The following is a 12,699-nucleotide window of genomic DNA, read 5'->3' as shown; positions in this document are numbered from 1 at the left end:
AGAGACCCGATGCCGAGCATTGCCGATCCCCGCGCCTTTCTGGAAAAGCTCTTCTACGCGGCCGTCGCTGCGGCCGATCCGGACAAGGCGCTCGCCGCCCACCTGCCGGAAAAGCCGAAGGGCCGAACGGTGGTGGTCGGCGCCGGCAAGGGAGCGGCGCAGATGGCACGCGCCTTCGAACGCCTGTGGGACGCACCGCTATCCGGTGTCGTCGTCACGCGTTACGGCTATGCCGTTGCCTGCGAGCGTATCGAAGTTCTTGAGGCCGCCCATCCCGTGCCCGACGAAAATGGCCTGCACGCATCAGATCGACTGATGGCAGCAGTAAGCGGTCTTTCGGAAGATGATCTGGTCGTTGCCCTCATCTGTGGCGGCGGCTCGGCATTGCTGCCGGCTCCGGCCAACGATCTCACGCTTGCCGACGAAATCGCCGTCAATCGGGCCCTACTTGCCTCCGGTGCGCCAATCAGCGCCATGAACGCCGTGCGCAAGCAGGTTTCCCGCATAAAGGGAGGGCGGCTCGCCGCCCTTGCCTATCCGGCCCGCGTGGTCTCGCTCGTCGTTTCCGATATTCCCGGCGACAACCCCGCCCTGGTCGCCTCCGGCCCGACCATTGCCGACGAGACAACCCGCGCCAATGCACTTGCAATCATAGAACATTATAGTCTCGATTTGCCGGAAGCAGTGATGCGTCATCTCAAAGATGGCAGGGACGAGCCGCCGTTGCCTTTAGACCCCCGTTTCGCCCGTAACGAGGTGAAGCTCGTTGCTTCGGCGGCCATCGCACTGGATGCCGCTGCCGATGTCGCCCGTAATGCCGGCGTCGAGACCATCGTGCTTTCCGATGCCATCGAGGGCGAAGCATCCGAGGTCGGTCGCCAACATGCTGCGATCGTAGCCAAGATCTCGCATCGGGGTCTGGCGTCGCAAGGCCCCATGCTCCTTCTGTCTGGCGGTGAAACTACGGTTACGATCAAGGGCAAAGGCAAGGGCGGCCGTAACAGCGAGTTCCTGCTATCCTTCGCCTGCGCCATTTCCGGCCAGAAAGGTATTGCAGCGCTCGCCGCCGATACTGACGGCATCGACGGCTCGGAGGACAATGCCGGTGCCTTTGCCGACGGCGCCACAGTTTCGCGGCTTGCCGAGCTGGAAAAAAATGCGGCCGAATTCCTGGGGCGCAACGACAGCTGGTCGGCCTTCGCCGCTCTCGACGATCTTTTCATCAGCGGCCCGACCGGCACGAACGTCAACGACTTCCGCGCGATCCTGCTGCAATAGATCATCGCCGCCTGCCGATCGAGCGAGTTGGAGAATACGCTGCCGATGGCGTGACGCATTCTGTATTGAGCGGCGCGATTAGAAAGCGTATGAATTCATTAGAAAGCTGAACTATTTTTCTTACTCGCAAGGCCAACCGTTGCGGGCAAGCCGGTTGCTACATCTATCATGAATTTGTTGCACTTCCTCATTATCGAGGAGTAGCAAAGAGAAAGCGCTGTTGCGCCAGTCACTTTTTGAACCGGTCACCGCACTTCTTTGGTATGATTGATGGGGGGATGAAATCGCAGGACCTTTACAGCTGCCGAAGCTGCCGAAAAAGTCCATATCGGCACCCGTCGACTTCATAGCAAAAGTGCAGATCAGCGGCACGCAACCCGGAGCTTACCGACCTGGAGATAGATCAGCGAGTTCCGACGAATGCTACGCCCAATCTTGAGCTGTTAAGTTTGTTTCCATTGCCCTGTGGAACTTAACCGATCTTTAACAGCCAGTTGTGCAGGCTGGAGATAGAACGGGCAAGGCCCATACCCCGAAAGCATCGGACCCTCAATGCGTCTTCTCGCCTCAATTATTTTTGCAGTCCTTGCTGCGTTCGTCGCGCCCGCCCTGGCGCAGGACGTGCCGTCAGTGACGATTACCAGCTCCTCAGGCTCGGTGACGTTCGATCGCAATCAGCTTGAGGCGATGGGCCTCGTGTCGATCAAGACTTCGACGCCCTGGAATGACGGTGTGGTCAACTTTGAAGGCGTGCCGATGGCGCTGTTGCTTGAAAAAGCCAAGGCCCAAGGTGCGACGGCCACAGTCATTGCCCTCAATGATTATAGCGTCGATATCCCGACCAGCGATTTCACCAAGTTCGGCACGATCCTCGCCGTCAAGCGCAACGGCGCATATATGCCCATTGACGATCAGGGTCCGTTCTTTGTGATGTATCCATTCGACAGCAACCCCATCCTGCAGGGACAGCCCTATCACGGTCGTGCCGTCTGGCAGGTCAAGGCAATCTCCGTGAAATAGCCCCGGACCGCATGCGCTACCTCCGCACAGCGCTGATAATTGTGATCCTGGGTTTCATCACCTCGGCGATCTATATTTCCGCCTTGGTCTTCCAGCGCCAGACCGCACTGCAAGATGTCGGCTTGGGCAATATCACCTGGACGATAGCCCAAGCTCCGAGTGAGTTCACCAGACTCGAACAGCGCGTCAGCGCCATGGGCATGAACGACGGCAGCGTCGATGCCCATGAGGTCAGGCTGCGCTTCGATATCGTCGTCAATCGCCTCAAGACCCTGCGGTCCAACGGGGTCGAGAAGTTCGTACAATCGAATCCGCATATCGGCGAGACCCTCGACGACCTCGAAGATGCGCTCAACCAGACCCGGCCGCTCCTTAGCCAGCTTTCCGTGCCTGGAACACCGGCGCGTATCCTCACGATCCTGGAACCGATCTACCCGAAGCTGGCGCGCCTCTCCAGCGACAGCAACATGTGGTATTCGGCGCGCATTGCCGAGGATCGGCGCGGCCTTCTTGGGCTGCAATTGGCCCTGACCTGGGTCACCGTCGGCATGCTTATCGGCGGCTGCCTGCTGATTCTGCTGCTGCTCATTCACAATGGCCTTTTGGGTCGGGCCCAAAAGATCCTGCAGGCCAAGGAGCAGACCCTGGCGATCCAGAATGCCCGGTTCGATGCGGCAATGGAGGCCATGTCCCTCGGTCTTTGCCTGCTCGACGACCAATATCGCGTCATCGTTCACAATCCCCGTTTCCTGACCCTGTTCGGTCTCGATGAAGTCCGGGCAAGGATCGGTACCCCGCTGGCCGATCTCATCGCGCCCGAATTGCTGCCCCCCGGATTGTCAACCAGCGGGCCGCGCGGCGTTGCTGGCGATAAGGCTCGTGTCCGGAACGACATCGCCGTGCTCAGCGACCATATCCATCATCTTGCAAACGGCATGGTGCTGGCCGTATCGCACGAACCGACGGGTGAAGGCGGCTGGGTTTGCACTTTCGAGGATGTCAGCGAGCGTCATCGCGCGCAGGATCGCGTGGTGCATATGGCCCATCATGACGCGCTGACCGACATGCCTAACCGGTTACTATTCTGGGAAAGCGTCGGCCACGCACTGCGTGGATTGGCGGCCGGCGGCCAATTATTTACCATACTCTATCTCGATCTCGACCGCTTCAAGGAAGTCAACGACACGCTGGGCCACCCTGTCGGCGACGTGTTGCTGCGCAAGGTCGCCAGGCGGCTGCGCAACACCGCATCACAACAGGACATCGTGGCACGATTGGGCGGTGACGAATTCGCCGTGCTGCACAGGTGTCTGGATTCCACACTCGACAGCGCCCGCGACCTGTCGGAGCGCCTCATAACCAACATTAGCCGGCCTTACCGTATCAACGGCAACGAGATCGTCGTCAGTACCTGTATCGGTATCGCAGTCGCATCGCGCGCTGGCGGTGATACCGGCCAACTGATGAAGAATGCCGACCTGGCACTATACCAGGCCAAAGCTGATGGTAAGGGCGTCTACCGCATCTTCTCTCCGCAGATGGAAGAGGATCTCCAGAACCGGCGTAATCTGGAGGCGGATATGCGCCACGGCATCAAGCTTGGGCAATTCGAGGTTCATTACCAACCGCAGATTTCGCTCAAGACCCGCAAGATCGTTGCCAGTGAGGCGCTGGTACGCTGGCGCCATCCAGAGCGCGGGCTGATCCCGCCGGCCGAATTCATCCCGCTGGCAGAGGAAACCGGCTTCATCGATGCGCTCGGCAAATGGGTGCTGGAGCAGGCATGCCAAGATGCGCTTAACTGGCCCGAGGACGTGCGCGTTTCAGTCAACCTCTCTCCGGTTCAGTTCCGTCAGACGGACCTGGTCGATACGGTCAAGACCGTGTTGGAACTTACCGAATTCGATGCGCGTCGACTGGAACTGGAAATCACGGAGTCGGTACTTCTGCGAGACAATGCCGCGAACCTTGAGGTGCTGAACCGGCTGCGTTCGCTCGGCTTGACCATCGCACTTGACGATTTCGGCACCGGCTATTCTTCGCTGAACTATCTGCAGCGCTTCCCCTTCGACAAGCTGAAGATCGACCGCAGTTTCGTGCGCGACTTGGAAAACCGGCCTGACAGCTTTGCCATCGTCCAGTCCATCGCTACGCTCGGTCGCAATCTCAAGATGCTGACCACGGCGGAGGGCGTCGAGACGCAGACCCAGCTCGACATGGTCATCAAGGCCGGCTGCTCGGAGAGTCAGGGCTATTACTTCAGCCCGCCTGTCCCGGAAACCGAATTCCGTACCATGATCGGCCGGAAGAACAGCGACGCCGGTGATGAGAGCGGAGCCTCAAACGTTCGAGGCCCAAAATCTGGCAGAGACAAAAGTTCGGGCAAGGCTGCAGACGCTGATTCTGCGGACGGGCAATACTAGCCCACTCCCGACTGCGCGGCATTGACCTGATGGGTGAGGCACAGGTTTTCGCGGAAAGCAGTCTGCCGTTCAAAGCTGATGCCGATATTGAGAGGTGCGTCCGACGACAAAGGATGGGCAGTCGTCGGACGCTGCACTGTCTGGCCCGAGGGTGGCATTCAGGCCAGTAATTAGAATATTAGCATCTACCGTAGATTTAGGTGAGCTACCCAATTGGATTGGAAGGCGGATAGGACATCGGCAATCCCTTTGTGTCGATCATGCCGCACCGATGATCGCACGCTCGACGTCATTTCGCACTTGCCTTCGTCGCTCCACGCACAATCTTGAGGCTTCATGTTCGGTTCGTGACTTGCGAGGACAATGTGAGTTTCTCTTTCCGAAGTAGAGTGCTGGTAGCGGGATTGTCGGTTCTCCTCATCGCAGGAGAGGCTGTGGCGGCTGACGATACACGCCAACAGGAGTTCATGCGATTTATCGGGCCAGCCTATCCGCTTCTTCTTGCGAAGGCGGGGCTATGGAAGACGAATCCAGCCGAGATGCAGGGGCTGGCGGGCAAGGCGGCCCGGGCCTTATCGGCTGTGGCCCCAGCCGATTGCGATGCTGCCGGCTTCCAGCGCGATTTTTGCGGCATGACCATGCGAACCGTGCCCGCATCCTCCATGGCGCCGAGCCTTCAGGAAAGGGAAGTCTTGATGACAAGGCCCTATAAGGACACGGAACCGAAGCGTGGTGACATCATCGTCTTTTCCAGCAAATACTACGCCTCTCCGGATAAGCCGGTCTTGTACGTCAAACGGCTGATCGGTCTTCCCGGTGAAAAGGTAGAGTTGCACGATGGTACGGTTTTCGTCGACGGCAAGGCCTTTGCGGCGGTGCCGACGGATCGCACGATGACGGATCTCTTCGGCAATGCGGCTAGAATTCTTGAGGAGACGACGCCAGAGGGACGGCGCTATAGGACCGCAATGACGGATCATGCAGTCGCCGGTCAGGATGAGGCAGGCCCATTCGAAGTACCCGCCGGTCATTATTTCGTGCTGGGTGACAACAGGCACAATTCGGTCGACAGCCGTTTTCCCGATCAGTTCGGCGAAAACGGATTCGTTTCTGCCAAGGATGTTTCCGGGGAGGCCGTGGTCATCTTCGTTTCTCCTGACCCCGATCGCATCGGCACGTTGCTCGAGTAAAAATCGTTCTTTGCAGCCTTACCCATGCAATCGCGCAATTCCGCCGTCATTGGCGAGAATATTATTCCAAAATCGTTTCAGAAATTAGCAAATCACTATAGGCTCCATTTCGACTCGGCTGTGCATAGGCTTCGAGCGATTTCGCCGCGCCGTCGAGCAAGATAATCCTGCGAAGAAAAGCCGACATGCCCAATAGAACCTCCCCGCTCGTCGCGTTTCAGTCCAAGACATTCCGCTCTCTCTGGTCGGCAACGCTCATCTCAAATCTCGGCGGTTTGGTCGAAGGCGTGGGTGCTGCCTGGCTCATGACCAGCCTTGCCACATCCCACGGCATGGTGGCGCTGGTCCAGTCCTCCACGACGCTGCCTGTCATGATCTTTTCGCTCGCCGCCGGCGCGCTTGCCGACAATTACGATCGAAGACGGATCATGCTGATCGCGCAGACGCTGATGCTCAGCGTATCCGCGACGCTGGCGGTGCTGTCCTACAGCAATGCCCTGACCCCCTGGCTCCTGCTCTGTTTCACCTTCCTGATCGGCTGCGGCGGCGCGCTGCACAATCCGTCATGGCAGGCCTCCATGGGCGATGTCGTGCCGCGGGAACATCTGCCGGGCGCCGTGGCGCTCAACAGCATGAGCTATAACCTCATGCGCAGTATCGGGCCGGCGATCGGCGGCGTCATCGTCGCGGCTGCGGGCGCGGCCTTCGCATTTCTCTTCAACGTCTTTTGTTATTTTGCTCTCATCATAACTCTATGGCGCTGGAAGAAGGCTCCCGTCTACAATACGCTGCCGCGCGAGCCCTTCGGCAGCGCGATGTCAGCCGGATTTCGCTATGTGCTGATGTCGCCCAACCTCCTCACGGTAATGTGCCGCGGCTTCGTCTTCGGCCTGACGGCGATCGTCATTTTGGCCCTGCTGCCTCTCGTTGCACGCGACCATGTGCATGGCACCGCGATCACCTACGGTATCATGCTCGGCTTCTTCGGCTTCGGCGCCATCTGCAGCGCGATGCTGATCGGCCGCATTCGCGATATCCTGAGCAATGAATGGGTGATCCGCGGTGCCTTCTTCACGCTGGCGATCAGCTGCTGCTTCCTGGCGCTCAGCAATCAGGTATGGCTCAGCTGTCTTCTCCTGATGCCTGCCGGCGTCGCCTGGGTGCAGGCCTTCTCGCTGTTCAATGTCACGGTTCAGCTGTCGACGCCACGCTGGGTCGTCGGCCGCGCCCTGTCGCTCTATCAGACCGCCACTTTCGGCGGCATGGCTGTAGGAAGCTGGCTCTGGGGTGAACTGGCCGACGCCCATGGCGTCACTGGCGCCCTCTTCATCGCAAGTGCTGCCCTTGGCATCGGCGGCCTGCTTGGTCTCGTGTTGCGCCAGCCGGACTTCGAATCCCTCAATCTCGACCCGACAAATACCTTCAGCGAACCACAACTGCAGCTCGATCTGCGTTCCAGAAGCGGCCCGATCCTGGTCATGGTGGATTATGACATCGAGCAGGAGGACGTGCAGGAGTTTCTGGCCGTCATGGCCCAGCGCCGCCGGATGAGAATCCGCGACGGCGCAAAGCAATGGTCGCTATTGCGCGATCTGGAAAAGCCGAATACCTGGACGGAAAGCTACCATCTGCCGACCTGGATCGACTATGTCCGCCACAGCCAGCGCCAGACGCACGCCGATGTCGAGGTCGCCGAACATCTGGATAGGCTGCATCGTGGCGACCGGCCACCGGTCATCCACCACATGATCGAACGGCAGACGGTGCCCAGACACGACGACATGCCGTTGAAACCCTATCTCGACGCGACCTGACGGAGCTGCGTCGCCCTCTTCCCGATCATCCGGCATGACGTTCACGGCTGCAGACTGGCTCCACCTGAATCGCTTCCTGCATGCTGGCGCGCCATTTCGCGTGGCGAATAGCCGAAGGCACGCTTGAACATGGTCGTGAAGGCGGCCGGGTTCTTGTAGCCGAGGTCGATCGCGATCGTCGTCACCGGCACGCCGGCAACAAGCCGCGGAAGTGCGGCATGCAGGCAGGCCTGCTCCCGCCATTTGACGAAGCTAAGCCCCGTTTCCAGACGAAACATTCGGGTAAAGGCGCGGCGGCTCATGCGCATGTGGCCGGCCCATAGATCGATTGTATCATGCGTCGTCGGCTGCCGCAGAAAATCCTGGCACTTCTCAGCAAGCGTCCTGTTGCGCGGGATCGGCAAGGACAATGGCAATGGCCTCAGCCTTGCCAGTTCGTGCAGAAGCAATGCCATCAAGACGCCGGCCCGATCATTGACGTCGTAGTCGACCGGAATATCGACGGCTTCGGCAATCAAGGTGCGCAGCAGAGGCGAGATTTCGACCACCTGACAGTGATCCGGCATTGTCTTGATCGCTTCCGGCTCAATGTAGAGACTGCGCATGCTGACCTTGCCGAGCATGCGCACGCTGTGGATCACGCCCGGAGGGATCCACATGCCGCGCTCCGGCGGCATGACCAGCGTGCCGTCGGGCGTGGTCACGACCACCACGCCGGAAAAACCGTATAGCAATTGGGCGCGGCGATGCTGGTGCGGTTCGACACGGTGGCCGTCGCCATATTCGTTGCCCAGCGCAATCAGAGGCCGGTCGACATCGATGAATGGATCTATGCGGCTGTTCCTGACCATTCTGGCCCAGTCTCGTAAGAATTGCGCCTTGTCGCGGTAGCGGGCGATGATGTTTTCCAATATCAGCACGGCAGATCATTGAAAAGTGAGAGCCATGAGCCAGGTCATGAACCCGCCCCGCGCGGCCACTACGATATATCCGGTCCTGATGGTGGCCAGTCTTGGCCATTTCATCAACGATGTCACGCAGGCCCTGCTGCCGGCAAGCTATCCGGTGCTGAAGACCGGCTTTGACCTGAGCTTCGCCCAGCTCGGCGTGTTGACCTTCGTCTACCAGATCACCGCCTCGATCCTGCAGCCCTTCGTCGGCTGGTACACGGATGGACGACCGCAACCCTATTCACTGCCGTTCGGCATGGCCTGCAGCTGCGCTGGTATGATCACACTCGGAATGGCCTCGAACTATCCGATGCTGCTGATGGGCGCGATGCTGCTTGGTCTCGGCTCCTCGATCTTCCATCCAGAAGCTTCACGAATCGCGCGACTGGCATCGGGCGGCAAGCATGGCTTTGCCCAGTCGGTGTTCCAGGTCGGCGGCAATTTCGGCACTTCGCTCGGGCCGCTGCTCGCCGCTTTCTTCATTCTTCCGCATGGCCAGCATGGAATGGCCGCACTTGCGAGCCTGGCATTCGTCGGCATTCTCATTCTTGGAAGATTGGGCCGCTGGTATCAGGTCAATGGCAGCCACCTGCGCGCACCGGCAAAATCGGGCAAGGTCCACAAGGCCCTGAGCCTGTCCCGCGCCCGCGTCGGCCTTGCCATTGCCGTGCTGATCGCCTTGATTTTCTCGAAGTACTTCTATCTCGCCAGCTTCACCAGCTACTATAATTTCTACCTGATGGCCCGCTTCGGCGTCACCGAACGGACGGCTCAGCTCTGCCAGTTCGTGTTCTTCGCCGCTGTTGCCGTCGGCACGATGGTCGGCGGCCCGGTTGGCGACCGCATCGGCCGCAAGAAAGTCATCTGGGGCTCGATCCTCGGCATCCTGCCCTTCACCGTTGTTCTGCCCCATGCCAATCTCGAGACGACGATCATTCTCAGCGCAATTATCGGCACGGTCATTGCATCTGCCTTTTCAGCGATCGTCGTCTACGCACAGGAATTGCTGCCCGGTCGTGTCGGTATGGTGTCCGGGCTGTTTTTCGGCTTCGCCTTCGGCATGGGCGGTATCGGGGCAGCTGCGCTCGGCGTGCTCGCCGACCATACGAGCATCGAATTCGTCTTCGAGCTTTGCGCCTTCCTGCCGCTGATCGGACTTTTGACGATCCTGCTGCCGAACGTGGAGGATTGAGGGCACTTGGGAAAGGGCAAGGCCTCGTGATGGAAACATCGACGCCTTGCCCGCCAATCGTTCACGAGGCGGAGACTTTCTTCACCCAGGCTTCCACCTCGTCTCCGCTGCTCATATCGGCCTGCACCAGCCCGTCGATCATGAAGGTCGGAGAAACGTGAATGCCGTTCTGCCGGGCATATTTGCAATGCCATTTGATCTCTCGATCGAGATCCGGAATGGCAAAAGCCTCCTTCAACGCAACACCGCTGTAGCGCTCCAGCCGTTCGATCAGCCCGTTCGGCGTCACGTCCATATTCGGCCCGCCCGCGTGATGAGCGAATTCGAACTCCTCGCGGTGCGCGCCGATGGTGGCCATCACCTTCCTTGCTGTCTCCTTGCCTCCGGCAAGCGTCGAGGCCGCAAGGATGCATCGCACCAGAACACCCGAATACATGTGCCAGGGCTGCGATTGCAGGCGGATCTTGACGGTGACCCTATCCTCACCGGCCTGTGCTAGGAAGGTGTCGAGCTTGCTGAAGGCCCTCACGGAAAAAGGGCAGGTCGGCTCCAGGAAGATTTCAAAGATGCGTGGCCCGTGGCCCCAGCTTAACGGATCTGCGTGCCAGGTGGCGTTGGTCATGCTGGTTTCCTCCACGATCTCGAATCTCGTAATGGGACAAAAACTAGGCGGGCCTGGCTCGATCGGTCAACGCTACGAGGCAAAAAGGTCACACCCTGCAAGCGTTTGCTGACCACAACACCGTGAAGCGTCGGGTGTTCCACAACCAGGTATTGAGGCGCGTGGCAAAATGACTATTTTCCCGCGCTGCAAATGTGGACGCAAAGTCGAACCCTCAGGATTTTGCGAAGCCCCCGCTTCGCCCCTTGCTTTGCGGGTGCCTACGCCATCATTCGGAGTTTCAGGCAGACAATGACATTCCCGACAATTAAGCTTCCCCAGAGAGCCCTCATGCTTGCTCGGGGCGTGATTACGACGCCGAAAGCCAGCTATTTTTCCTTGCCGATCCTGATCGCGCTCACTGTCTTCATGGCGGTTTCCGAAGCCCCGGGCATATTGAGGGATTGGACGATCAGTCAAAATCCCGTCAAGCTCGTCAGCGGCGATATTCGCGATGGAAAATGCTCAACCCGAAAGGGCTTCTTCACCACTTGCGAGGCGCACCTCAACTACGCCTACAATGGTCAGACCTACGACAAGGATGTCGAAATCATGTTCGTCGACATCCATGCCGGCGACTATGACACGGACCTCGTCATCTCCGGCGACCATCCGGACCTGGCAACGCTCAGCCTCGGGCTGGATATGCTCTGGAACCGGATCATAACGCTTGCCGTATTCGTCGCCCTTCTTGGCGGCGCGTGCATCGCGATGATTTTCCAGATCCTGCGTGTCTGGCGTGTCCGCGGGCAATTGCACAGGGCTGCACAGCTCGAGCCGGTCCCGGTGGAAATCACGGCTTTTCAGCGACGAGGCAAGCGACTGACGGTAACCTATGCCGACAAAATCGCGGGCAGAAAAACCGGACGAGCCGCCCATACGCGCTTCGAGCCGGGACAGGAACCTCTGGTCGTCGGTGCAAAGGACGGCAAGGCCGTGGCGCTCGCCGTCTGGCATGGAAATACGGCTCTCCCGGTGCTTTTGGACAGCCGGCTGGAGCGGATCGACATGACGGCGGAAGAACGCGCAAGCATTCTCGCGCCGCTGATGGCAGAACTTGGCGGCCAGCCGCGGGAACTCGTTGCCCAAGGGAAGAAAGGGCCGTCCATCATGACGCGGCTCGGCAGGGTTTTCCTGGTCATACTTCTCTTCATCGCCGGCATTTTCGGCTACTGGGTCTGGTATGTGACCAGCGCCGACTCGCAGTTCACGTCGCCCGCCATGGATCTCAACAATATGATGCCGGCGCCTCTCAACCGCTGGGGCTGCGATCAGTTGAAGAAGCGCTTCGGCGATCAACGCGCGCCCTTCGGCTGCACCGCCTCGGACTACACGAGCTGGAAGTGACGTTCGATGAGCAGCGATGGACGCGGGTTCATAAGCGGGCCGCGTCCTTTGCCCGGTCATTCCAAGACCTGGAGATGGCAGGGGCTCGCGATGAAGGAAGCCCGGTCACCGCTATATGCAGTGATGTAATGTCCCTTGCGCGCCGTTGATCGATTCAAAATTAATCACTATGATTAGAAATAAATCGAACCTCTCAGAAAGGATGATCGTGTGGCAAACTCGGCGACCAAAGTCTTGACTGCACATGTACCGCTTTCGCTGGCCGAAAAACTCGATTTGATGGCCGAGAGGCTCGAGCGTTCCCGCGGCTGGATCATGAAGCAGGCTCTGACTGCGTGGCTCGACCAGGAGGAAGAGCGCGAGCGGCTGACCCGCGAAGCTCTCTCCGACGTCGACAATGGCAATGTGATCGACCATCAGGCCGTGCAGGCATGGGTCGATAGTTTAAGCACTGACGATCCATTGCCGGCTCCACGCTGATGGAAGCAAAATGGACCAGCAAGGCGCTATCCGACCTCACTCGCCTGTATGAATTTCTGGCCGCTGTTAACAAGCCGGCGGCTGTTCGCGCAGTGCAGCCTCTGACCAAAGCGCCGCCCATTCTGCTGGCCAATCCGCGAATCGGAGAAAGGCTGTTCGAATTCGAGCCACGCGAGGTCCGGCGGCTCCTCGTCGGCCACTACGAGATACGCTACGAAATTCAACAGTCGACGATCTACATCTTGAGGCTATGGCACACCAGGGAAGATCGGTAGCTGGCCTTCCCGTCAATTTAGAAGACCTCGAGTAAACGCTGAACCGCCTGCATGGGCACCGATCCGAAG

At 59.2% G+C, this 12,699-nt stretch carries 11 protein-coding genes; 9 read left to right on the top strand and 2 right to left on the bottom strand.

Translation table 11 applies throughout. From position 1 onward, the window contains the following. Positions 1 to 9: 9 nt before the first annotated feature. The 5 genes from ABOK31_RS32880 (at position 10) to ABOK31_RS32860 (ending at position 7,725) form a co-directional block, all read left to right on the top strand. Positions 10 to 1,278 (top strand): glycerate kinase, encoded by a 1,269-nt coding sequence (locus tag ABOK31_RS32880; protein WP_349961937.1) that lies wholly within the window; start codon positions 10 to 12, stop codon positions 1,276 to 1,278. A gap of 552 nt (positions 1,279 to 1,830) precedes the next feature. After that, entirely contained in the window at positions 1,831 to 2,298 is a 468-nt protein-coding gene (locus tag ABOK31_RS32875; RefSeq protein ID WP_174172290.1) for a molybdopterin-dependent oxidoreductase, read from the top strand. An 11-nt stretch (positions 2,299 to 2,309) separates the two neighbouring features. Further along, positions 2,310 to 4,721: an EAL domain-containing protein gene (locus tag ABOK31_RS32870; protein WP_174172289.1), complete on the top strand. Its 2,412-nt coding sequence runs from the start codon at positions 2,310 to 2,312 to the stop codon at positions 4,719 to 4,721. A 434-nt stretch (positions 4,722 to 5,155) separates the two neighbouring features. Then, positions 5,156 to 5,911 (top strand): signal peptidase I, encoded by a 756-nt coding sequence (gene lepB / locus ABOK31_RS32865; protein ID WP_349961935.1) that lies wholly within the window; start codon positions 5,156 to 5,158, stop codon positions 5,909 to 5,911. Between the two features lie 185 nt (positions 5,912 to 6,096). Further along, a complete protein-coding gene (locus ABOK31_RS32860) occupies positions 6,097 to 7,725 on the top strand; it encodes an MFS transporter (protein ID WP_349961932.1) in 1,629 nt (542 codons plus the stop codon). Between the two features lie 41 nt (positions 7,726 to 7,766). On the opposite strand, the gene ABOK31_RS32855 is transcribed toward ABOK31_RS32860, so the two are convergent. Then, positions 7,767 to 8,645, bottom strand: coding sequence for a helix-turn-helix transcriptional regulator (locus ABOK31_RS32855; RefSeq protein WP_349961931.1), 879 nt, complete (start codon positions 8,643 to 8,645; stop codon positions 7,767 to 7,769). 37 nt (positions 8,646 to 8,682) lie between these two features. Here ABOK31_RS32855 and ABOK31_RS32850 point away from each other — a divergent pair, with 37 nt between their 5' ends. Further along, entirely contained in the window at positions 8,683 to 9,867 is a 1,185-nt protein-coding gene (locus ABOK31_RS32850; protein WP_349961930.1) for an MFS transporter, read from the top strand. 61 nt (positions 9,868 to 9,928) lie between these two features. On the opposite strand, the gene ABOK31_RS32845 is transcribed toward ABOK31_RS32850, so the two are convergent. Further along, on the bottom strand, positions 9,929 to 10,489 hold the full coding sequence (locus ABOK31_RS32845; RefSeq protein WP_349961929.1) for a thioredoxin: 561 nt from the start codon (positions 10,487 to 10,489) through the stop codon (positions 9,929 to 9,931). Positions 10,490 to 10,819: 330 nt separating this feature from the next. Between ABOK31_RS32845 and ABOK31_RS32840 the strand changes: the two genes are divergently transcribed. The 3 genes from ABOK31_RS32840 to ABOK31_RS32830 all read left to right on the top strand — a co-directional run bounded on the left by ABOK31_RS32840 (position 10,820) and on the right by ABOK31_RS32830 (position 12,630). Further along, positions 10,820 to 11,875, top strand: a complete 1,056-nt coding sequence (locus ABOK31_RS32840; RefSeq protein WP_349961927.1) for a hypothetical protein — start codon at positions 10,820 to 10,822, stop codon at positions 11,873 to 11,875. A gap of 279 nt (positions 11,876 to 12,154) precedes the next feature. Next, positions 12,155 to 12,355 (top strand): ribbon-helix-helix protein, CopG family, encoded by a 201-nt coding sequence (locus ABOK31_RS32835; RefSeq protein ID WP_202034520.1) that lies wholly within the window; start codon positions 12,155 to 12,157, stop codon positions 12,353 to 12,355. Next, a complete protein-coding gene (locus ABOK31_RS32830) occupies positions 12,355 to 12,630 on the top strand; it encodes a type II toxin-antitoxin system RelE/ParE family toxin (protein ID WP_349961925.1) in 276 nt (91 codons plus the stop codon). The genes ABOK31_RS32835 and ABOK31_RS32830 overlap by 1 nt, the downstream gene beginning before the upstream one ends. Positions 12,631 to 12,699 lie beyond the last annotated feature (69 nt).

The organism is Rhizobium sp. ZPR4 (assembly GCF_040215725.1).
Taxonomy (GTDB): Bacteria; Pseudomonadota; Alphaproteobacteria; order Rhizobiales; family Rhizobiaceae; genus Rhizobium; species Rhizobium rhizogenes_D.
This window is presented reverse-complemented; position numbering and strand designations above follow the sequence as displayed.

Coding starts and splice junctions, on each gene's coding strand:
- ABOK31_RS32875 (WP_174172290.1), top strand. CDS start 1,831: ATGCGTCTTCTCGCCTCAATTATTTTTGCAGTCCTTGCTGCGTTCGTC.
- ABOK31_RS32870 (WP_174172289.1), top strand. CDS start 2,310: ATGCGCTACCTCCGCACAGCGCTGATAATTGTGATCCTGGGTTTCATC.
- ABOK31_RS32880 (WP_349961937.1), top strand. CDS start 10: ATGCCGAGCATTGCCGATCCCCGCGCCTTTCTGGAAAAGCTCTTCTAC.
- ABOK31_RS32845 (WP_349961929.1), bottom strand. CDS start 10,489: ATGACCAACGCCACCTGGCACGCAGATCCGTTAAGCTGGGGCCACGGG.
- ABOK31_RS32835 (WP_202034520.1), top strand. CDS start 12,155: ATGGCCGAGAGGCTCGAGCGTTCCCGCGGCTGGATCATGAAGCAGGCT.
- ABOK31_RS32840 (WP_349961927.1), top strand. CDS start 10,820: ATGCTTGCTCGGGGCGTGATTACGACGCCGAAAGCCAGCTATTTTTCC.
- ABOK31_RS32850 (WP_349961930.1), top strand. CDS start 8,683: ATGAACCCGCCCCGCGCGGCCACTACGATATATCCGGTCCTGATGGTG.
- ABOK31_RS32860 (WP_349961932.1), top strand. CDS start 6,097: ATGCCCAATAGAACCTCCCCGCTCGTCGCGTTTCAGTCCAAGACATTC.
- ABOK31_RS32830 (WP_349961925.1), top strand. CDS start 12,355: ATGGAAGCAAAATGGACCAGCAAGGCGCTATCCGACCTCACTCGCCTG.